Annotated in this window: 25 protein-coding genes and 1 pseudogene; 10 read left to right on the top strand and 16 right to left on the bottom strand. The window is 70.8% G+C overall.

The features are described from left to right. Positions 1-27 precede the first annotated feature (27 nt). From ABD987_RS07390 to sigK, 3 genes are read right to left on the bottom strand one after another with little or no spacing between them, the layout of a single operon-like run. Positions 28-1,569: a molybdopterin-dependent oxidoreductase gene (locus ABD987_RS07390; RefSeq protein ID WP_345388453.1), complete on the bottom strand. Its 1,542-nt coding sequence runs from the start codon at positions 1,567-1,569 to the stop codon at positions 28-30. A gap of 10 nt (positions 1,570-1,579) precedes the next feature. Continuing rightward, positions 1,580-2,293: an anti-sigma factor gene (locus tag ABD987_RS07385; protein WP_345388451.1), complete on the bottom strand. Its 714-nt coding sequence runs from the start codon at positions 2,291-2,293 to the stop codon at positions 1,580-1,582. Then, positions 2,293-2,880, bottom strand: coding sequence for an ECF RNA polymerase sigma factor SigK (gene sigK, locus ABD987_RS07380; RefSeq protein WP_345388449.1), 588 nt, complete (start codon positions 2,878-2,880; stop codon positions 2,293-2,295). Before sigK ends, ABD987_RS07385 begins: the two co-directional genes overlap by 1 nt. 174 nt (positions 2,881-3,054) lie before the next feature. On the opposite strand from sigK, the gene ABD987_RS07375 reads away from it, so the two are divergent. Then, positions 3,055-3,795, top strand: a complete 741-nt coding sequence (locus ABD987_RS07375) for a hypothetical protein (RefSeq protein ID WP_345388447.1) — start codon at positions 3,055-3,057, stop codon at positions 3,793-3,795. Positions 3,796-3,941: 146 nt separating this feature from the next. Further along, complete coding sequence (locus ABD987_RS07370; RefSeq protein WP_345388445.1) at positions 3,942-4,877, top strand: alpha/beta hydrolase; 936 nt, start codon at positions 3,942-3,944, stop codon at positions 4,875-4,877. Here the strand turns inward: ABD987_RS07370 and ABD987_RS07365 are convergent. Genes ABD987_RS07365 through ABD987_RS07350 form a run of 4 tightly spaced genes read right to left on the bottom strand, consistent with a single transcriptional unit; the run spans position 4,806 to position 8,141 of the window. Next, entirely contained in the window at positions 4,806-6,056 is a 1,251-nt protein-coding gene (locus ABD987_RS07365) for an MFS transporter (protein WP_345388443.1), read from the bottom strand. The genes ABD987_RS07370 and ABD987_RS07365 overlap by 72 nt on opposite strands. Continuing rightward, positions 6,053-7,087, bottom strand: a complete 1,035-nt coding sequence (locus tag ABD987_RS07360; protein ID WP_345388441.1) for an amidohydrolase family protein — start codon at positions 7,085-7,087, stop codon at positions 6,053-6,055. Before ABD987_RS07360 ends, ABD987_RS07365 begins: the two co-directional genes overlap by 4 nt. Then, complete coding sequence (locus ABD987_RS07355; protein WP_345388439.1) at positions 7,084-7,824, bottom strand: SDR family NAD(P)-dependent oxidoreductase; 741 nt, start codon at positions 7,822-7,824, stop codon at positions 7,084-7,086. The genes ABD987_RS07360 and ABD987_RS07355 overlap by 4 nt, the downstream gene beginning before the upstream one ends. After that, a complete protein-coding gene (locus tag ABD987_RS07350) occupies positions 7,821-8,141 on the bottom strand; it encodes a hypothetical protein (protein ID WP_345388437.1) in 321 nt (106 codons plus the stop codon). Before ABD987_RS07350 ends, ABD987_RS07355 begins: the two co-directional genes overlap by 4 nt. Positions 8,142-8,211: 70 nt before the next feature. Between ABD987_RS07350 and ABD987_RS07345 the strand changes: the two genes are divergently transcribed. Then, a complete protein-coding gene (locus ABD987_RS07345) occupies positions 8,212-9,048 on the top strand; it encodes a LysR family transcriptional regulator (RefSeq protein WP_345388435.1) in 837 nt (278 codons plus the stop codon). A gap of 82 nt (positions 9,049-9,130) precedes the next feature. Here the strand turns inward: ABD987_RS07345 and ABD987_RS07340 are convergent, their stop codons facing one another. Then, positions 9,131-9,571: a GNAT family N-acetyltransferase gene (locus ABD987_RS07340; RefSeq protein WP_345388433.1), complete on the bottom strand. Its 441-nt coding sequence runs from the start codon at positions 9,569-9,571 to the stop codon at positions 9,131-9,133. A 47-nt stretch (positions 9,572-9,618) separates the two neighbouring features. Next, positions 9,619-11,100, bottom strand: a complete 1,482-nt coding sequence (locus tag ABD987_RS07335; protein ID WP_345388431.1) for an FAD-dependent monooxygenase — start codon at positions 11,098-11,100, stop codon at positions 9,619-9,621. 92 nt (positions 11,101-11,192) lie between these two features. Between ABD987_RS07335 and ABD987_RS07330 the strand changes: the two genes are divergently transcribed. After that, complete coding sequence (locus ABD987_RS07330) at positions 11,193-11,837, top strand: TetR/AcrR family transcriptional regulator (protein ID WP_378214265.1); 645 nt, start codon at positions 11,193-11,195, stop codon at positions 11,835-11,837. 39 nt (positions 11,838-11,876) lie between these two features. Here ABD987_RS07330 and ABD987_RS07325 read toward each other — a convergent pair whose 3' ends face one another. Both ABD987_RS07325 and ABD987_RS07320 read right to left on the bottom strand, forming a co-directional pair. Beyond that, complete coding sequence (locus ABD987_RS07325) at positions 11,877-12,557, bottom strand: alpha/beta fold hydrolase (protein ID WP_345389858.1); 681 nt, start codon at positions 12,555-12,557, stop codon at positions 11,877-11,879. Beyond that, positions 12,521-12,604, bottom strand: a pseudogene (locus ABD987_RS07320) (alpha/beta hydrolase); the annotation flags it as partial. The gene ABD987_RS07325 and the pseudogene ABD987_RS07320, both read right to left, overlap by 37 nt. Before the next feature lie 151 nt (positions 12,605-12,755). Between ABD987_RS07320 and ABD987_RS07315 the strand changes: the two are divergent. Beyond that, on the top strand, positions 12,756-13,151 hold the full coding sequence (locus tag ABD987_RS07315) for a winged helix-turn-helix transcriptional regulator (protein ID WP_345388427.1): 396 nt from the start codon (positions 12,756-12,758) through the stop codon (positions 13,149-13,151). A 53-nt stretch (positions 13,152-13,204) separates the two neighbouring features. Here ABD987_RS07315 and ABD987_RS07310 read toward each other — a convergent pair whose 3' ends face one another. Next, on the bottom strand, positions 13,205-14,665 hold the full coding sequence (locus ABD987_RS07310; protein WP_345388424.1) for an alpha/beta hydrolase: 1,461 nt from the start codon (positions 14,663-14,665) through the stop codon (positions 13,205-13,207). Positions 14,666-14,865: 200 nt separating this feature from the next. Here ABD987_RS07310 and ABD987_RS07305 point away from each other — a divergent pair, with 200 nt between their 5' ends. Beyond that, positions 14,866-15,540 carry a S1 family peptidase gene (locus ABD987_RS07305; RefSeq protein WP_345388422.1) on the top strand — a complete coding sequence of 225 codons (675 nt, stop codon included), beginning with the start codon at positions 14,866-14,868 and terminating at the stop codon, positions 15,538-15,540. A gap of 279 nt (positions 15,541-15,819) precedes the next feature. Here the strand turns inward: ABD987_RS07305 and ABD987_RS07300 are convergent, their stop codons facing one another. Next, positions 15,820-16,659 (bottom strand): NAD(P)H-binding protein, encoded by an 840-nt coding sequence (locus ABD987_RS07300; RefSeq protein WP_345388420.1) that lies wholly within the window; start codon positions 16,657-16,659, stop codon positions 15,820-15,822. 93 nt (positions 16,660-16,752) lie between these two features. On the opposite strand from ABD987_RS07300, the gene ABD987_RS07295 reads away from it, so the two are divergent. Next, complete coding sequence (locus tag ABD987_RS07295; protein WP_345388418.1) at positions 16,753-17,124, top strand: winged helix-turn-helix transcriptional regulator; 372 nt, start codon at positions 16,753-16,755, stop codon at positions 17,122-17,124. A 299-nt stretch (positions 17,125-17,423) separates the two neighbouring features. On the opposite strand, the gene ABD987_RS07290 is transcribed toward ABD987_RS07295, so the two are convergent. The 3 genes from ABD987_RS07290 to ABD987_RS07280 form a co-directional block, all read right to left on the bottom strand. Continuing rightward, a complete protein-coding gene (locus ABD987_RS07290; protein WP_378214266.1) occupies positions 17,424-17,609 on the bottom strand; it encodes a DUF397 domain-containing protein in 186 nt (61 codons plus the stop codon). Positions 17,610-17,716: 107 nt separating this feature from the next. Next, a complete protein-coding gene (locus ABD987_RS07285) occupies positions 17,717-17,902 on the bottom strand; it encodes a DUF397 domain-containing protein (RefSeq protein WP_378214267.1) in 186 nt (61 codons plus the stop codon). Continuing rightward, positions 17,899-18,768: a helix-turn-helix domain-containing protein gene (locus tag ABD987_RS07280; RefSeq protein WP_345388416.1), complete on the bottom strand. Its 870-nt coding sequence runs from the start codon at positions 18,766-18,768 to the stop codon at positions 17,899-17,901. The genes ABD987_RS07285 and ABD987_RS07280 overlap by 4 nt, the downstream gene beginning before the upstream one ends. 155 nt (positions 18,769-18,923) lie before the next feature. Here ABD987_RS07280 and ABD987_RS07275 point away from each other — a divergent pair, with 155 nt between their 5' ends. From ABD987_RS07275 to ABD987_RS07265, 3 genes are all read left to right on the top strand, one after another. Continuing rightward, entirely contained in the window at positions 18,924-19,154 is a 231-nt protein-coding gene (locus tag ABD987_RS07275; protein ID WP_345388414.1) for a hypothetical protein, read from the top strand. Next, entirely contained in the window at positions 19,151-19,399 is a 249-nt protein-coding gene (locus ABD987_RS07270; protein ID WP_345388412.1) for a hypothetical protein, read from the top strand. Before ABD987_RS07275 ends, ABD987_RS07270 begins: the two co-directional genes overlap by 4 nt. Before the next feature lie 154 nt (positions 19,400-19,553). Further along, the gene (locus tag ABD987_RS07265) at positions 19,554-19,844 is read left to right on the top strand and encodes an HC3 family zinc finger protein (RefSeq protein ID WP_378214268.1); all 291 of its coding nucleotides are present in this window, start codon (positions 19,554-19,556) and stop codon (positions 19,842-19,844) included. Positions 19,845-19,847 lie beyond the last annotated feature (3 nt).

The raw sequence follows: 19,847 nt of genomic DNA, 5'->3' as shown, positions 1-19,847 counted from the left end.
CCGGGATTCGGATTGCCCACGATCGGGTTAACGTGCAAGAAAAGTGATGGTGTGCCAACCGGTCGCGCCGTCGGGAACCGTTCCGGCGCGCTGGTCGGTCTGGACCTGGCCGGTCCGGTCGGTCGCCCGGCAGGTGACCTGGTGGGTCCCTGGTCCTACGGTGAATTCGGCCCACCACATGCGCCAGGTGTCCGCGTTGACCTCCGCGGACAGCGTCGCCGGACGCCAGGAACCGTTGTCCAGCTTGACTTCCACACGGTCGACGCCGGTGTGCTGGGCCCACGCGATCCCGGCGACGCGCACGACTCCCGCCGGAACGGTGTCGAATCCCTTCGGCGAGTCGATTCGCGACTGGGTCTTGATCGGCGCTTCGCGCGCCCAGCCGCGTTTGAGCCAGTAGGCCTGCCGGGCCCGCCAGGTCGTGACCTCCAGGTCGACGACCCACTTCGTCGCCGAGACGTATCCGTACAGCCCCGGAACGACCAGCCGCGCGGGGAATCCGTGTTCCAGCGGCAGCGGTTCGCCGTTCATGCCGATCGCCAGCATCGCGCCCCGGCCTGGATCGAGCGCGGCGGCGAGCGGGCTGCCGGAGGTCCATCCGTCCACACTGGACGAGTACAGCTGCTCCGCGCCGGGCCTGATCCCGGCTTCGCGCAGGAGATCCGCGAGGTCGACGCCGACGAAGTTCGCGGTGGACATGTAGGTGCCACCGACCTCATTGGACACACACGTCATGGTGACGGTGCGCTCCACCAGTGGCCGTTCCCGGATGTCGGCGTACCGGTAACGCCGCTCGCGCTCGACCATGCCGTGCACCCGCAGACTCCAGTCCTCGGCACGCACCTGCGGAACCGACAACGCCGTGTCCACCCGGTAGAAATCCCGGTTCGGGGTAAGGAAAGCAGGTGTGCCGAGTTTCGCGAAGTCCGCGTCCGCCGGGATCGCCGGGGCCGTGCGGGCAGGGATCAGCCGTCCGACCGCCGCCCGCGAGGACGCCGCGTCGCGGGCCCCGGCCAGCAACTGCCCGCCCACCCCGGCGACTCCGGCCCCGGCGACGACACCGGCGCCCGCCAGCAGCACCGAGCGGCGGGACGGTCCCTCGACGCCGGCCTCGGCGGCGGCCCGCCTCCTCGCCAGGCGGTGCAGCCAGGCGAACACGGCGATCCCGGTCAGCAGGCTGGCCAGCGGCGCCACCACCGCGACGACACCGAGGTCGGGGCGCGCGGCCACCGCCACCACGCCGATCAGGCCGAACAGGGTGATCACCGCGAGACCGGGCCGGGGACTCCGCCGGGAGGCGATCCCGGCCCCGGCCGACACCGCGATCAGCACGACCGCCATTCCGGTGAGCAGCACCAGCTTGTCATGGGTGCCGAAGGCGCGGACCGCGAAGTCCTTCAGCCCGGTCGGGGTGAGGTCGATCGCGCCGTTGCCCACCGCGAGGTAGGGCGAGGCGTTGCTCGAGACGAACCCCGCGACCAGGTGCCCGGCCGCCAGCGCCGCGTCGAGCGCGAGGATCCCGAGCAGCGCGGCCACCCACCACCGCAACCGCTCCTCCGGCTTGTCCATGATCCTCCCGTCAGGACAGTGTGAGCATCGTGACCGCGGGTGTCGTCGGACGCGGCGAGCCACCCGCCGGTTCGACGGTGACGCCGACGCGGTCCGCGCCCCTTGGCAGCTCGGCCAGCAAGGGTCGCGCCTGTTTGTCCACTTCGGACGGCAGCAGCCCTGCCGAATACGGGCCGTCGGGCCCGATCAGCCACACCTGGTACGCGTGCGCCGGGTCGAGCGCGGGGAATCCCCGGGGGAACAGCACGATCTTCCCCTGAGCGCGCGACCGCACCACGGTGGTCCCGTTCGGCGCGGGAGCGCTGACGGTGACCGCGTCCGGCGCGGTGAGCACGGCGTTGATCGCCGCCTCCTGCCGGTGACCGGCGTCCGGGGTCCGGCCGAGCCCTGCGGTCAGCACGCCGACGACGAGCGCCGCCGCCGCGGCGACACCGGCGACCGCGATCGCCAGCCCGCGCGGCCACCGTCGCCGCCGTGCCCCGTCGCCGACGGCGGGTGGCCGTTGCCGGGTCCCGGCGACCTCGGCGAGCACCGACTCCCGCAGCCGGGGCGGCGGGACGATCACCGACGCGGCGCCCAGCCGCGCGGCGGTTTCCCGCAGCTCGCGGACTTCCTGCGTGCAGGTGGCGCAGTCGGCCAGGTGCCGTTCGAACGCGGCCCGTTCGAGATCCGACACCGCGTCGAGCGCGTAGGCACCGGTCAGCACATGAATCTCGGCGTCCACTACGCCACCCCCAAACAGTCACGCAGCCGGATCAGGCCGTCCCGGATGCGGGTCTTCACCGTCCCGGCCGGTGTCCGCAGCACCCGCGCGGCCTCCACGTAGGTGTAGCCGTTGTAGTAGGCGAGCACGATCGACTCGCGCTGCAACTCGGTCAACGCGGACAGACATCCCCGCACCCGCTCGTGTTCCAGGTTCGCCAGCGCCGATTCGGACACCGCGTCGAACGGGCGCCGTTCTTCCAATCGGCCGGCCCGGTCCTCGCGATGCTCCGCCGCGTACTCCGACCGGATCCGGTCCACCGCCCGCCGGTGCGCGATCGTGAGCACCCACGCCCGCGCGCTCCCCCGCTCGGGTGAGTAGTGCGCGGCGCGGCGCCACACGTCCACCAGCGCCTCCTGCGCGACCTCCTCGGCCTGCGCCCGGTCCCGCATCATCCGGACCGCCAGGCCGAGGACCGCACCCGCCATGAGGTCGTAGACCTCCGCGAAGGCCGCCTCGTCCCCGGTCGCCACCCGGAGCAGCAGCCCCGCGAGATCGGGCTCGGCGCCGCCGCCTTCGTGCGCGGACAAGCTCGCGCGCTTACCCATACGTGTCCTCACCACCTGGGCCGGTCCCCGCCGGACCACGACCTCCACCAGTAGTTCGCGCCCGGACGGTACCCGGATTGGTCCCGAATGGCTGACCATCGGCGAGGGCAACCGGACGGGTCACTCACGCGTGTAAGCGGCATCGATCACACACGCGTGACGGGGAGAAACGACATGACCCGAAGAACGGCGTTGACGACGCTGGCCGCCGTGACCATGGCGCTCGCGAGCGCACCGGTGGCGGCCGCGGCCGCAGGCACGACCCTCACGGTCTACCCCACCGAAGTCCGGCCGGGAGCCGTCTTCGGCACCGGTTTCCACGGCGGCTGCGACACGTACTCGTCGGTCACCTCGCCCGGTTTCACCGCACCGGTCAGCCTGGTCGCGGTCGGCGGCGACCGGAACAACCTGTGGGGCAACGGCACGGCGGTCACCACGCCCGGCACCTACACCGCGACCGGCACCTGCGACGGCAAGACGCTGACCACCCGGTTCACCGTCCTCCCGCACCAGCCCCCGTCGTGGGGCCTGTATCCGCTGGAAGTCCAGCCGGGCGGCGAGATCTCGGGCGGCTCGGACACCATCACCGGCTGCCCTGGTGGCGCCGAGGGTCCCGCGACGTCGCCGGGCTTCGCCGAACCGCTGCGGTGGACCCGCGGCGGCAACTTCGGCCGGTTCAGCGGGACGACCACGGTGATCACCACGCCGGGCAAGTACACGGCCACGCTGAAGTGCAAGGGCACGCCGATCATCGGCGAGATCCAGTTCACCATCATCGGCACCCCGCCGACCGGCACCCCACCGGCGACGAACGTCCCGGCCCCGGGGAACGGCTCGGCCCAGCCCGCCGGGCGGACGCCGATCATCAAGCCGAAGGGCGCGCCGCAGACCGGTGGCGGCGGCACCGCGGGCTAACCACCCCGGCGGTCCGTGAATGCCACATTGAGGGACTCTGATTCCCTCAATGTGGCATTCACGGACCACCGACCCCAGGATGCCGCCGGGCGCGGTTACCGCCACGATGGTCCTCAGTGGACGGAAACGCGTGACTGGAGGACCCCATGGCGGACGTGCTCGGGCCGGACTACGAAGCGGTGGAGATCCCGCTCGGCACCGACGACGAGGGTGAGGTCGTCGCCACGCTCGTCAGCAGGCGGGCCACCCCGGCCCGGCGCCGCGCGGTGCTCTACGTGCACGGCTTCGTGGACTACTTCTTCCAGGATCACCTCGCCGAGTTCTACCTCGGGCTGGGTTTCGACTTCTACGCGCTGGACCTGCGCAAGTACGGCCGGTCACTGCGCGGGCACCAGACCCCGAACTTCGTGCGCGACCTCGCCGAGTACTTCCCGGAAATCGACGAGGCCGTCCGGATCGTCCGCGCCGAGCACGACGTCCTGCTGCTCAACGGCCATTCCACCGGCGGGCTCATCGCGTCGCTGTGGGCCCACCGGTCCGCGGGCAAGGGGCTGGTCCAGGGCCTGTTCCTGAACAGCCCGTTCTTCGAGCTGCCCGAGCCACTCCTCAAACGGACGGCGGCGGGCGCGCTCGCCACCGCCCTGCGGCGCGCCCGCCCGCTGGCCGAACTGCCCGCCGGGGTCTCCCCGGCCTACGCGCAGAGCCTGCACCACCGCTTCGGCGGCGAATGGGACTTCGACCTGGCCTGGAAACCCGTCGAGGGCTTCCCGGTGCGGACCGCCTGGCTCGCCGCCATCTGCCAGGGACAACGCCGCGTGCGCGCCGGGCTCGCCATCGACGTCCCGATCCTCGTCATGCTCTCGGCGAGGTCGGTGAAACCCGGCAAGGACACCTACGTCGGAGGTGCCGACGCCGTGCTCGACGTCCGGGACATCGCGCGGCGGTCCACCGGCCTCGGGCCGCATCTGACCCTCGTCCGCGTCGACGGCGGCCTGCACGACCTCGTGCTGTCACCGCCGCCCGTCCGCGAAGCGGTCTTCGCCGAGCTGACCCGCTGGATCGGCGCGTACCTGCCGTCGTGAGCCCGGCCGGACGGCCAGGGTGAGGACGGCGCCGAGGAGCGCCGGTACCGCGAAGAGCACGAAGTTCCATCGCGGCGCGAAGCCGGCGGCGAGTATCCAGCCGCCCAGTGCCGGTCCCGCGATCGCGCCGATCCGGCCGATCCCCAGCGCGACACCGGTCGCGCTGGCCCTGGCCGACGCCGGGTAGGTGCGGGCGATGTACACGTTGAGCAGTCCCTGCACCCCGAACGCGCCCGCGCCGCCGACGAGCACCAGCGCGGCGAGAACGGCGGGCGCCGATCGGAAGCTCAACGCGACCACGGCGCCCGCGGCGACGGCGAAACACGCGATGATCGGGCCCTTCGAGCCCGCCCGGTCGGCCAGTACCGCGATCGCGAGCCCACCGACGGTCGCGCCGAGGTTGAGCAGGGCGAGGAAGGTGAGCGAGGACCCCAGCGGATACCGCGCGGCCTGCATCAGCTGCGGCAGCCAGGTGTTGATCCCGAAGATGAGCAGGAACGAACAGCTCACCAGGAGGCAGAACAACGCCGTCGTCCGCGCGTGGGGCGGCCGGACCACTAGCCGCATTCCGCCGGTCGGCTGAGGCTCTTTCCTTTGGTACACCGGGGATTCGGGCAGCCAGCGGAACGCGGCGGGCAGCAGGGCCAGTCCGAGGACGCCGCCGACGACGTACTCCGGCCGGAAGCCCGGCCCGCGCAGCACCGTGGTGGCCACGAGGGCGGCGAGCGCCCCACCGATCGTCACTCCACATTGGACGATCGCGGAACTCAGGTTCTTCCGCGCCGCCGGGGCCAGCTCGAACAACAGCGGCCCCATGGCGGGGTAGACCGCGCCGACCCCCAGCCCGACGGCGAACCGGCTGGCGCCGAAGAGCTGGGGATCGGGGGCGAGCGCGCACGCGAACATGCCCAGCGTGACCACCGCGAGGCTGGCCAGGGTCGTCCGCCGCCGCCCGTACCGGTCGGTGAGCTGCCCGGCCAGCAGGGCGCCGAACAGCATCCCCACGGGCGTCAGGCTGCCCAGCACCCCCAGCGTGGACAGGGAAAGGTGCCATGGCTGGTAGCGGAGCAGGAGCGGCGTCGTCGCGCCGAAGGCGACGAGGTCGTAGCCCTCCAGCGTCATGACGGCCAGCCCGATCGCGATGGCCCTCCACGGCAGGGGCGAGGGTGACGTGCTCACGTCGGCGTCCCTGTGTCCTTTGCGGACACTCCAGGTGGGGCGAGGCCGAACACGCGCTCGGCGGTGCGATGCGCGATCGCCGTGCGCTGCTGGTCGCTCAGCGGCGTGGCCCGCAGGAAGGCCATGGCGGCAGCCGGATCCTCGTACGGGTGATCGATGGCGAACATGACGTTGTCCTCGCCGACCGCGCGCAGGGCGAGCCCGAGCACGTCCGGATCGTCGATCCCGCTGGTGGTGAGGACGAAGTTGCGCCGGAAGTACTCGCTCGGGGTGAGCGAGAGGCGCGGCATCGGGGTGGCCGCCCCGGCCGTCCGCGCGGCGAACGCGTGCCGGTTGTCGATCCGCCGCAGCCAGTACGGGATGCCTTCGCCAAGATGCCCCAGCACGACGGTCAGTCCCGGATAGCGATCCAGCGTGCCACTGAGGATGAGCCGCATCGCGTGCAACCCCGCCTCGGCCTGGTAACCCCAGATCGCCCCGGGGAGGCCGTGGTCGCGGTAGGCCGCGAGCATGCTCGGCACACGAGGGTGCAGGTAGATCGGCGCCCGGTGCGCCTGCGCCGCCGCCAGCAGCGGCGCGAACTCCGGCTCGTCCAGGTACCGGCCGCCGGTGTGTGAGTTGATCATGACGCCGTTGAGCCCGAGCGGTCCCATCGCGCGTTCGATCTCGGCGGCCGCGGCCGCCGGATCCTGCGGCGCCACCGTGGCCAGGCCGCCGAACCGGGCCGGGTGCCGCCGCACGATCGCGGCGAGCGCGTCGTTGAACTCGCGGGCCAGCGGCACCGCGTCGGCGGCGGCGTAGGGCTGGACACCGGGCGGGTTGAGGCTGAGCACTGCCATGTCCTGCCCGAGCGCGTCCATTTCCCGCAGCCGGACGCCGAGGTCGACGAGCCGGGCGCGGAATCCGGGCGCGGTTTCCACCGTGCGCATCGACGTCATTTCGAGCTCGTCGCCCGGCAGCACGTCCAGGCCGTGCGCGACCCGCAGGAACGCCTCGGTGGACGCGTGTTCTTCGACCGCGACGACCTTCACGCGCGCCGCCCGCCGTCGACCGACAACGCGATCCCGGTGACGTAGGACGCGGCGTCCGAGCAGAGCCAGACCGCGGCCGCGGCGGCCTCCTCCGGGGTGGCCATCCGGCCGAGCGGGGTGATCGCCTCCTGCGCCGCGATCATGTCGGTGCCCGCGGCCAGTTGCTCGAACCCGGGCGTGCGGGTCGGGCCGGGGCAGACGGCGTTGACGCGGACCCCCTTCGGCGCGTAGTCGACGGCGGCGGCCTTGGTGAGCCCGACGACGCCGTGCTTGGCGGCCACGTAGGCGGGGGCGCGCGGGATCGAGTAGAGGCCGCCGTTGGAGGCGACGTTGACGATCGCGCCGCCGCCTTCGAGCAGCGGCAGTTCGTACCGCATGCACAGGAACGTCCCGGCCAGGTTGACGTGCACCACGCGCTCGAACTCGTCCAGCGTCATCTCGTCGAGCCGCCGGTGGTGCGAGGCCATCCCGGCGTTGTTCACCGCGAAGTCGAGGCCGCCCCAGGCGTCCACGGTCCGTTCGAGGGCCGCCCGCACGGACGCTTCCTCGGCGATGTCGACGGGGACGGAAAGCGCTTCCCCACCGTCCTTCTCGATCATCTCGACGGTTTCGGCCGCCGCGTCCGCGTCGATGTCGAGCACCGCGACCGCGGCGCCGTCACGGGCGAACGCGATCGCCGCCGCGCGGCCGATCCCGCTGCCCGCGCCGGTCACCAGCCCGGTCTTCCGGTCGCTCATGACGCGATCGCCTCGTGGTTGGCCCAGGCGACCCGATAGGAGTGCCGCGACTTCCAGCGGGCGATGACCTCGTGCAGGCCGGGGTCGGCGAACGCCTTCGCCAGCGTGTCGAGGTCGGCCACGGTGACCTGCACGATCGCGGTCGCGATCAGTGCCGGAATGGCCTCCTCGCCGGGCACCGGCAGATGCCGGCGGGTCGCGACCGACTGCGCGAGGCCGGCGGTGAGCATGGCCTGTTCGATATCTGTGAGGTACTGATCGAGTTCGGTGTCGGGCAGTGGCTCGTCGAAGGCGACAAGCATCGTATGCGTAACCATGTCTCAAGTTTTGCCGCGATCCACCGCGTACGTCCAAGACCGATTCGCTCTTCGGCGATAACCTGGAGGCATGGTTGATCTGGAGACCCGTGAGCTGGAGTACTTCATCGCGGTCGCCGAAGAGCTGCACTTCGGCCGGGCCGCCGTCCGGCTCTCGATCGCCCAGCCCGCCCTGTCGAAGGCGATCCGGCGGATCGAAACCCGGCTCGGCGTCGCGCTGTTCGTCCGCACCAGCAGGCACGTCGCGCTCACCCCGGCGGGCGAGGCGCTGGCCGAGCACGGGCGGCACGCGCTCAACGCGGTCGCCGCCGCCGTCCGGAGCGCCCGGCACGCCGGTGACGCCCACGCCCACCTGCGGCTCGTGCTCAAACCCGGCGGTGACGCGGGCCTGTTGTCCGGGCTGCTGGCCGCGTACGCGCACCAGCCCGACGCCCGCCAGGTGGACATCCTGTTCAGCGGTCCCGCCGACCGCAGCGACTTCCTCCGCGACGGCCGGGCCGACGTCGGCCTGCTCTACGTGCCCTTCGACGACCTCGACGGGCTGGCCCACGAGACACTGCTCACCGAGGACCGCGTCGCCATCGTGCCCTCCGGACATCGCTTCGCCCGGCGCGACGGGGTCAAACTGTCCGATTTGGATGGTGAGATCCTGCCGCGCTGGAAGGGAATTCCCGGCGGTGACGGCACCGGGCCCGAGGTCGTCGACGTGGTCCAGCTGCTCCAGCTGATCACGGTGAGCCGGATGATCGGGGTGCTGCCCCGCTCACTGGTCGACCCGCTCCCGCCCGGCCTGACCGGCGTCCCGGTCACCGACGCGCCGCCCAGCAGGCTCGTGCTCGCCTGGAACGAACGGGACCGCAGGCCGCTGGTGGCCTCGTTCGCAGCCGCCGCGCTGGGGCGCCCCTGAGACTGTCCGTGGGGGCCTCCTTGAGGGACTCTAGGTCCCTCAAGGAGGCCCCCACGGACCGTGCCAACCCGGAGCGAGCAGGTCAGGCCAGCGCTTTCATGAATCGCGCCGATGTGCCGCAGAGGTCCTCGTAGCCGAGACCGCGGTAGAAGCGATGGGCGGCGTCTCGTGTCCGGGAACTGGTGATCTCCAGCTTCCGGCAACCCTGTCGAAGCGCCTCGCGCTCGACCTCGGCCACCAGCTCGCCGCCCACGCCCTGACCGCGACAGGAGTCGTCGACCACGAGCGCCAGGAGCCTGCCCAGGCACCCGTCCTGCTCCAGCATCGGCAGCACGTGCAGCGCGGCCACACCCGCGACCAGGCCGTCCACCTCCGCGGCGAACAACGCGCTGCGCCGGTCGGTCAGCAGGTCGTCCAGCCGGACACGCACCCGCGCCTCGTCGGCCGGATATCCCAGCTGGCCGAGCAACACCGTGATACGCGCCGTGTCCGCCACCTCGACCGCTCTGATCTTCGTCGCCATGGTCCCCCAGTCTGCCGAACGCCGGGCCCGTCGCGCCGCCGGGAAGGTCAGCCGGCCGAACCGAACCACCGGGTGAGCGCGGCAGCGTATCCGCCGGGGTCCGAGCCCGCCCAGCACACCTGGCCGTCCGGCCGCACCAGCACCGCGCCCGCGGGTACCTCATCGGCCGCCTTCACCGGCACCTCCCGCACGCGGTCCTCCCAGCCCGCGGCGGACACCGCGATCCCGTGGTCGAACCGCAGCAGCAGGCCGCGCCCGTCGTGCGTCAGCGCGGACACCCTGCTCACGCCCTCCTCGGTCACGAGGTCCAGATCCGGCATCCGGTAGCCGGTCAGCGGGTGATCATCGGCGTCGTGCTCGTAGCGGATGTCCAGCCCCGCCATCATCCCGGACAGGTGGCGATTGGCCTGGGGCAGGCGCATCAGCTCGGTGACGAGCGCCCGCAGCGCGGCCATGTCCTCGTCAGCGGCGGGGTTGAGCAGGATGCCCTGTGCCCTGGTATTGGCGAGCACCCTGGCCGCGACCGGGTGACGTTCGGCGTGGTAGGTGCCGAGCAACCCCGGCGGCGCCCAGCCGTTGAGCCGCGCGGCGAGCTTCCAGCCCAGGTTGACCGCGTCCTGGACGCCGAGGTTGACGCCCTGCCCGCCCACCGGGAGATGGATGTGGGCCGCGTCGCCCGCGAAGAACACCCGCCCGGCCCGGTAGTTCTCCACCTGGCGTGACGCATTGGAGAACCGGGACGCCGCCCGCACCTCGGCGAGTTCGGTTTCCGGCCCGTACACCGCCTGGAGCGCGGCACGGATTTCCTCGTCGGCGATCGGGGCGTCCCGTGGTGGGGCCTGCCCGGCCACGCTGCTGAACATGAACCGGTGGCCGCCACCGTCCAAAGGGGACAGTGCGGTCCAGTAGCCGCCGCCGGTACGGATGTGCTGGCTGAAATGACTCTTGAAGGCGAGCACCTCGGGCGACCGCGTGGCGAGGACGAGATCGGCGACCACCGCGCGGGCGGTGCCCGCCCTGCCGGGGAACGGCACACCCAGCGCCTTCCGCACCGTGCTGTGCGCGCCGTCGCAGGCGACCAGGAAATCCGCCCGCAGGGTGCGGCCGGTGCCGGTGATGATCTCCGTGCCACTGTCGTTTTGGCTGACCGACACCACTTCGTGCCCGCGGAGCACGGTGCCGCCGCGTTCGGCGAGGCGTTGTTCGAGGAACCGTTCGAGCCGCCCCTGCGGCACCGCGACCGGACCGCGGTAGCGGGTCTGCCACGGCGAGCAGTCCAACGGCACCGGCAGCCCGGCGAAGTGCCCGCCGTGCCCCTCGGCGACGTCCGCGCCGTCGAGCAGCGGGGCCAGCAGGCCACGCAGGTCGAGCACCTCCGCGGTACGCGGCTGTAGACCACCCGCCCTCGACTGGATGCTCGGCTCGGCCCGCTTCTCCACCACCACCGCCGACACCCCGGCCAGCGTCAGCTCGTAGGCCAGCATCAGCCCGGCCGGCCCGGCGCCGACCACGATCACCTGGGTTTCCATCGCTTCCTCCCAAAGCCCGAAAGTAGACTCAGGATACCTGTATACCAGGTTTACTTATCGCCCGGGTAGATGTTTGGGCTAGGATGGTCCGCGTGAGTGAAGAAGTCGGACTGCGCGAGCTCAAGAAGCAGCGGACCCGCCAGGCGATCTCGGAAGCGGCGATCCGCATGTTCCTGGAGAACGGCTTCGACGACGTCTCCGTCGTCGAGGTGGCCGCCGCCGCCGAGGTGTCCAAGCGCACCCTGTTCAAGTACTTCCCGAGCAAGGAAGACCTGGTCGTGCACCGGTTCGCCGATCACAAGGACGAACTGGCCCGATACGTGCGGGACCGCGAGCCGGGCGAGGCCCCACTCGACGCACTCGAACGGGGCTGGCTGGACGCGTTGCGCCGGCATGACGAGGCGACCGGGCTGTGCGACCGGCCCGGCGTGAAGGCCTTCTTCCGGCTGGTACTGGACACCGCGGGCCTGACGGCCCGGCTGAAGCAGCACTACACCCACGCCGAACGGTTGCTGGCCGACGCGCTGGAGGAAACCGGATACCCCCGGCGCACCGCGCGCCTGGCCGCCTGCCAGATCACCGCCGTACAGGGACTGCTCGTCAGCGACACCGCACAGGAGGTCGCTTCGGGACGGTCCGCCGAGGAGGTCCACCCCGAAGCGGCCACCGCCCTGCGGGAAGCCCTCGCCCTGCTCCGCGACGGCCTCCGGCCCCCCACCGAAATCGCGGCGACCTGACCTCTCCGTCCACTGTGGACTTCGAAGCGGTGGACGTCGTTAGTGGACGAGCCGCACCAGGAGTTCGACGAGTTCTCCCGGCATGGTGATCATGCAGTCGTGCCCGGTCGGCAGTTCCCAGACCCGTGCAGGGGAACCGTTGGGCTGGATCGCGGGCACGGGCCGCCGGTCGATGCCCGCCGGTTTCGCGCCGACGCAGTGGATGTGCGTGCGCTCGATCGCGTGCGCGGCCGGGTTGTCCAGGTGGACCGGCTGCCGCAGGCACCGCACCGGCTGATCCGAGAGGATCGTGCGCAGCCAGGCGATGTCCGCCGGGTCGGTGACCCCGAACAGGCCCAGCGGCGCGGGCTGCTCGGGCATCGGCGGCACGCGCCAGCCGTCGCCGGACTCCTCGGCGAGGTCGATCAGCCGCTGCGTCACGGGCATGACGTCGAGCGCGCTCTCCCCGTCCTCCGGGACCATCGCGTCGAGGTACACCAGGTGCGCGATCCGGTCCGGGATCCGGTTGGCCACCGACGAAATGACCAGCCCCGCGTAGCTGTGCCCCACGAGCACGACGTCGGTGAGGTCCTCGTCGCTGATCAGCTTGGCGACGTCGTCGACGTGGGTGTCGAGCCCCACCTCGGGCTGAGCAGATGGGCCTTTTCGCCGTAGCCGGTCAACGATGGCGCGTACGCCCGATGTCCGGCCGACTCCAGCAGCGGTACCACGCGCCGCCAGGCCTGCCCGCTGTGCCAGGCGCCATGGACCAGCAGAAATGTCGCCATGATCTCCCTTTTCGGACTACCACCGCGGCTACCGACCCGGTGGTTACTATTGGTTCCTCGGTATGCAAGAGGAACTACGATCATGGTGATACGCCCGGTCCGGATCGGGCAATAAGGCACTTTCCGGTGCCCCGGTTCCCAGGAGGTAACCATGAACGCCACCGCGGCCGGGCCGCCGCACGGGCCGGACGACGCGTGCCGCACCCGGGAGGTGCTCGACATCGTCGGCGACAAGTGGTCGCTGCTGGTCGTGCGGCACCTCAGCCAGGGGCCCCACCGGTTCACCGAGCTCAAGCGCGGCATCGACGGCATCAGCCAGCGCATGCTCACCGTCACCCTGCGCGCGCTGGAACGCGACGGCATCCTGACCAGGACCGTCCGCGCCGTCATGCCCCCGCACGTCAGCTACGCGCTCACCCCGATGGGCCGGACACTGCGCACCGCCGTGCTGCCCCTGCTGGAGTGGAGCACCACGCATCTGGCGCACATCGACGCCGCCCGCGCCGACTACGACGCCCGCCCCGACACTCCGGGCAATGGTCTCTGAAGGCCACCTTGAGGGACTTGAGTTCCCTCAAGGTGGCCTTCAGAGACCTGCGGTCACGTCGGGGGCGGGACTGCGGGGCAGCCGACGTCGGCGCCGGGCAGGGTGCCGGTAAGCAGGTAGTCGGCCACCGGCTTGTCGACGCAGGCGTTGCCGCCGAACAGGAACTGCCCGTGGTTGCCGCCCCCGGCGAGCACCAGCCGCGAGCCACGCAGCGCCTGCTGCATCCGGCGCGCGCCCTCGACCGGCGTGGCCGCGTCGTCCTTGGCCTGTACCAAAAGGACCGGCGGGGTCTTTCCCGCCCCGATCTTGACCGGCGGCGCGGCCGGGGCCTTCCAGAACGCGCAGGCCGCCGAGTACCAGGTGTTCAGCCAGGCGAACAGCGGCGCCTTCCGGTCCGCCCGCGCGGTGTCCTCGTGCCAGGTCTTCCAGTCCGACGGCCAATTGTCGTCGACGCAGTTGTAGGCGAGCTGGGCGCCGTTCACCGGGTCCATAGCGAGTTGCTTGGCGGCGTTGAGGATTCCGCTCGGATCGCCGCCGCGGTAGCGGGCGACGGCGTCGGCCAGCGTGGGCCACGAGGTGTCGACATACATCGCGGAGGCCAGCATGTCGTCCAGTTCGGCGCCGCCCACCTTGTTCTCGATCGGATGCGCGGTGAGCGCGTCCCGGACGGTCCCCCAGACGCGGCCGACCTCCTCGCCGCTCGCGCCGAAGTGGTAGCGGTCGTCGTGTGCCGCGGCCCAGGCGAAGAACTGCTCCGCCCGCCGTTGCAGCGCGGGATCCTGTTGGAATCCCGCTTCGTAGCCGCCGAGGGTGGGATCGACGACGCTGTCCAGCACCATTTTTCCCGTGGTGGCCGGGAAAAGCGTCGCGTAGGTCGCGCCGAGCCGGGTGCCGTAGGAGTAGCCGAGATAGTCCAGTTTGTCCTTGCCCAGCGCGATCCGGATACGGTCCATGTCGCGCGCCGCGTTCTGCGTGGTGATGTGCGGCAGCAGATCGCCCGCGTGCCGCGCGCAGGCGTCGGCGACCTTCCTGGCGATGTCCACCCGCTGCTGTTCCCCGGCCTCGTTCACCGGCCGGTTCGGCGGCATCGGGCGGGGGAACAGACCGGCGGTGTCGCCGCAGTTCACCGGCGCGCTGGCGCCGACGCCGCGCGGATCGAAACTGACCACGAGGTACTTGTCGATGAGCTGGGGCGGCAGCGAGGACTGGACCAGTTTGGCGGTGCCGATGCCGGACTCCCCCGGCCCGCCCGGGTTGACCACCAGGATGTTCGGCGCGTCCAGCGAGCCCGCCGCGGACAGCGTCAGCGTGATCTTCCGGCCGGACGGCCGGTCGTAGTCGAGCGGGACCTCGAGCGGGGCACAGCCGGTTCCGCGCGGGGCGCCCAGCTCCGGGGCGCACTCCGACCACTTGATCCCGGACGCGGCGATCGGGGCCGCCGCCACCGGCGCGGTACCCAGCGCGGTGGCGGCCACCCCCGCCACGACCGCCAGGCACACTGCTCGGACCGTCATCGGCTGCTCCCTTTCGACAAGATCACCTCCGTCATCACTAACACGGTGGGCCGAACGGAGCCATCCGAAACGGCGGAAGGGACACGGAAGCGAACCCGAAAGCGCAGCGTCCTGCCCGGCGGAATGCGCGAGTTGGCGGCTGGCGGCGCTCCCCTGCCCGGCTACCATCGAAGCTCCCCAGCCAGCCATCGGAGGCTCCCATGCGACTGCCCCGATTTCGTGCCCTGCTTGGTCTTCTCCCAGCTTTTCTGCTCGCGCTCTCCCCCGTCGCGCAGGCCCGCGCGCAGGCCCCGCTCGGCGGCGGCAGTCCGCTGAACACCACCGCGGGATCCCGCTGCACCGCCGGATTCGCCGCCACCGCCCATGACACGGGCTACCTGATCCTCAGCGATTCCTGCGCGCGAGCGGGCAGCACCGTCCACAGTGGAGGAAAAGTGGTCGGGATCGTCGAGCAGACGCCGTTCCCGCCGGACGGCACGCTCGTGCTGCGGGTGACCAACACCGACGACTGGCGGCTGACCGGCTCGATCCCACCCACCGACAGCCGGGTCACGATCGCCGGATCCACCGAGGCCCCGATCGGTGCCTCGGTGTGCCGGTACGGCGTGACCACCGGCTGGAAGTGCGGGACGGTCCAGGCGAAGAACGTGACGATCGACTTCCCCGAAGGCCCGCTGACCGGCCTGACCCGGACGTCCGTCTGCGCCGAGCCCGGCGACATCGGCGCCCCGTTCGTCAGCGGCACGCAGGCACAGGGCGTGCTCGTCGCGGCCACCGGAACCTGCTCCGGCGGTCACGGCTCTTCCTACTTCCTGCCGATCAACCCGATCCTGGCCGCCACCGGCCTGACCCTGGTCACCGGCGCCCTCCGCTGACCCGTACCCCGTGCGGAAGGTCCGTGAATGCCACATTGAGGGACTCTGAGTCCCTCAATGTGGCATTCACGGACTGGGGTGGCGAGTTCCGGCGTCCGGGTGTGCTGAAGGACGCCTTCGGTGCGCTCAGAGCACTGAAGGCGTCCTTCAGCACGGCCAACGCACTGAAAGCGTCCTTCAGCACCCAACTTCGCGACGTGGGCCTCGACCGGGGTGACGTCTCTCAAGGCCACCTTGGGGGACTTGAGTTCCCTCAAGGTGGCCTTCAGAGACCGGGGCTCAGCGGAAGGCGGCGATGTTGCGGGCGGTCCAGTCGGCGAAGGAACGCGGGGCGCGGCCGAGGACCCGCTCGACGTCCGGGCTGACGCGCACCTCCGCCGGGGTCGGGGCGCCGATGATGTCCAGGGTGTCGTCGGCGAGTTCCGCCGGCATGCTCCGGGTCATGCCCGCCTTGGCCTCTTCGCGGGTGAGCTCCTGGAACCGCACAGGCGTGCCCAGCGCGGCGGCGATCACCTCCGTCTGCTGCCGGGGCGTGATCGCTTCCGGCCCGGTCAGGTCGTAGACGCCGCCGGTGAACCGGTCCTCCAGCAGGCAGGCCGCCGCGACCTCGGCGATGTCCGCCGGGTCGATGATCGGCAGCCCGACGTCGCCGAAGGGCGCCGCGACGACCTGCCGCGTGCGGACGGATTCGGCCCACCACAAGGCATTCGAGTCGAACCCGCCCGGCCGCAGGACGGCCCACTCCAGCCCGGACTCCCGCAGCGTGTCCTCCAGCGCGCGCATCGCGACCCGCGTCGTGCCGAAGGGCCGGGTCGTCACGCCCTGCGAGGAAAGCAGCACGACCCGGCGGACCCCGGCGGTCGCGGCCTTCTCGATGATGTCCGCGGGATTGGCCCCGACGGCGTGCAGATCGCCGGACAGCAACAGGAACAACGCCTTCGCCCCGGCCAGCGCGGGTTCGAGACTGGCGGGCTCGGCCAGATCGGCCACCACGTGCCGGACGCCGTCCGGCACCTCCGCGACGCGCCGCGACACCGCCGTCACCTGCCGGCCCACGTCGGCCAGCGCCCGCGTCAGCGGACGGCCGATGTTTCCGGTAGCCCCGGTCACCACGATCATGAACAGCTCCTCGTTCCGATGTGCTCTGTGACGCCGACGTTACGAGCTCCAGCTAACTTTTCGTAAGGACATACCTTCGGGTAAGCTCAGTACGTGGCAGGAGGCGCGCAGTTCACCCGGGTCGACACCGAGGCACGGTATGACGTGTTTCACACCGACTGCCCCGCGCGTGACGTGGTCGACCATGTCACCAGCCGGTGGGGCATCTGGGTGCTGATCTCCTTGCGGGCCAACGACCTTCGCTTCTACGAGCTGCGCGAGAGCATCCAGGGCATCAGCGAGAAGATGCTCGCCCAGTCGCTGCGCGCGCTGGTCAAGGACGGCCTGGTCTGGCGGCGGGTCGAGCCGACGACGCCGCCCCAGGTCACCTACGGGCTGACCGAGTTCGGCCGGGAGGTCGGCGAGCCGCTGACGGAGCTGTTCGGCCGGATCACCCGGCGACTGGCACCGCGCGACACGGAATAGCGCCCCGCCCCCGACAACGCAGTGCCGTGAAGGCCGCTTTCGAGACCGGTCATTTGTCGGCGTGGCGCCCGAGGGACGCCCTGGGTGCGCTGGATGCACCAAGGGCGTCCCTCGCTGCGCTGGATGCACCGAAGGCGTCCCTCGGCACGACCGGGCCCAGCTGCGGGAGACTCGGTGTCCTGAACGACGCGTCTCCGAGCGAAACGAGAGAAAACAGCGTGGCCGGGAGGAAATCCCGGCCACGCCGTTCTCTTGCGGACCTGCCTCGGCACCGTACCGGAGTGTCGAGACACCGCCCGTCAGTCGCGCACGACCTCGGTCAGCAACGCACGCCACGCCGAACCCGACACAGCAAGCTGACCACCAGCACGGTCCTTGGTATCCCGCACACCGACCGCCACACCCAAACGCACCTCCACACAATCAGCATGGTCTGCGCTCCAACTCGACTTGAACCAGGTTCCCGGCTCACGCGACATCGTCATTTCGCCTCCTCCAACTCAAAACGGCGTGGCCGGGAAGAAATCCCCGGCCACGCCGTCGTTATATGGAGCTGCCTCGGCACCGTACCGGAGTGTCGAGACACCGCCCGTCAGTCGCGCACGACCTCGGTCAGCAACGCACGCCACGCCGAACCCGACACAGCAAGCTGACCACCAGCACGGTCCTTGGTATCCCGCACACCGACCGCCGCACCCAAACGCACTTCCACACAATCAGTGTGATCCGGGCTCCAGCTCGACTTGAACCAGGTTCCCGGCTCACGCGACATCGTCATTTCGCCTCCTCCAGTTCAGCGATCACCTCCGCGATGAGCTTGGCAGTACGAGCCGGGCTCATCGCCTTCATCCGCACGGCCTCAGCGGCTCGCCGATGAACCTCGATGTCTCCCAAGTCCTGCAGCAGCAGGCCACAGCCGTTCAGCTCCACGCTGACGACCGGCTGCTCCGTTTCCGACTCAAGGAGAATGAATGCGCCTGTCAACGCAGGCGTCCAGCCCGCGGAGTTGGCCACCGCCCGGATTTCGACATTCGGCAGTTCCGCCATCTCCCGCAGATATCGCAACTGCTCGGCCATCACCGCGGGTCCGCCCAGAACCTGGCGGATGGCGGACTCACCGAGCAACACGTTCAGCTGCGCGGGTTCGCGGCGAGTGATCAGCTCGCGGCGGCCGATGCGGACCATCACCCGCTCGTCGATTTCGTCAGCGGGCACGCCGCCCTCAACCATCATCGACCGGATCACGTCGCTAGTCTGAAGCAGTCCGGGAATTATCAGCGGCGCCACGTGCACGACGGTCGTCGCGGTCCGCTCGGTGGCCAGCACAGCGTTGAGCTGCTGACGTCGTTCCGGCAGCGTGAAAGCAACCCACCGTCCCCCGGCCCTGGCCCCGTTGACCGACGCCATCAGGTCGGCGGCCTCGTCGCCTTCGATGTCGAGCGCCTCGATGACCCGCGCGACGTCATCCGGCTTCGGCACGCGTTCCCCGCTCTCCCAGCGCGAGATCAGCCCGGAGTCCGTGGGCTTCCTGCCGAGCATCACGGCCAGCTCCCGCGTGGTTACGTCGCGGCCCTCCCGGATCTCTTTCAGCTCCGCGCCCAGCGCGGCAGCCGCCTGCGACCGCGGACGTTTGCTACCAGCCATGCAGCACATGTTAGTGCAGGTGACCGTGCATCTTGACATCACCCGATCAGGCACTTGCCTCATCATGCTGCTTTCGCTGACACTGGGAATGTCAGCAACGACAGCACGTCAACATTGCTGGTAGGGCGGTTTGAGGGTACCGGGAGGCGGGGGCCGTGATGAGTATCGGGTGGCGAACGACGTTGATCGTGCCCGCGCGATCGCTGACCGGGCGGGCCAGTCAGGTGGCCGTGGGCATCGTGGCCGTCATCGGCGGGCCCACGCAGATGGCCCTGCGCGTCGGCGAGGACGGCGAGCCGGTGCTCCTGCCGCCGGTCGCGATGGCCGAGCTGATCTCGAACGCCCGTTTCGTGCTCGCCCAGAAAATCGCCGAGGAGCGCCGATGAAGGACCAGGGCCCACCGGAGGCCACCTGGCGGTCCCGGCTGGCGATGACCGCGACCCGGCTCGACGGACGGCCCGCGCGGCTCGTCGTCGGCGTGGTCGTGATCGACGGACGGTACGACGTCGCGCTCCAGACCAACGACGACGCACCCGTCCTCCTCCGCGAGGCCAAGCCGGTCACCCTGTCGACGTTGCTGCACCAGGCGTATGCCGACCGGCCCTTCTGCGGTCCCGGCGCGGACGGCTGACCACCGGAAGTGTCCGAAGTGGACACAAGCAGACGAACCATCCCCCGAACCCATGCCCGACTCGTACCGGCGGGCATGGAGCCGGGCCCCCGGCCGTTCGCGCCGGGGGCCCGGCGCAACCAAGCCGGAACCCACGGCAGAACCAGGAGAAGTGGTGCCGATGGACGCGGTCATCTACGTGGACACCGAGGCGATTCACCCGGTGGCGAACGGCGAATGGCACCACACCCGGCTGAACCACGTGCCCGCGCCCGGCGAGCGCATCACCATGCTGTGCGGCCTCGTCGCGACCGCCGAGTTCGCCCACGTCAGCCAGCGCGACACGCACGGCGTCCCGCACACCTGCTGGAACTGCGACTACGTGTACCGCCGCGAACACGACCTGGACATCTGGCCCGGCCACCCCGCACTGTCCACCCGGCCGGCACCCCGGCCCCGAACCTGAGAG

The organism is Amycolatopsis samaneae (assembly GCF_039541975.1).
GTDB lineage: Bacteria > Actinomycetota > Actinomycetes > Mycobacteriales > Pseudonocardiaceae > Amycolatopsis > Amycolatopsis samaneae.
This window is presented reverse-complemented; position numbering and strand designations above follow the sequence as displayed.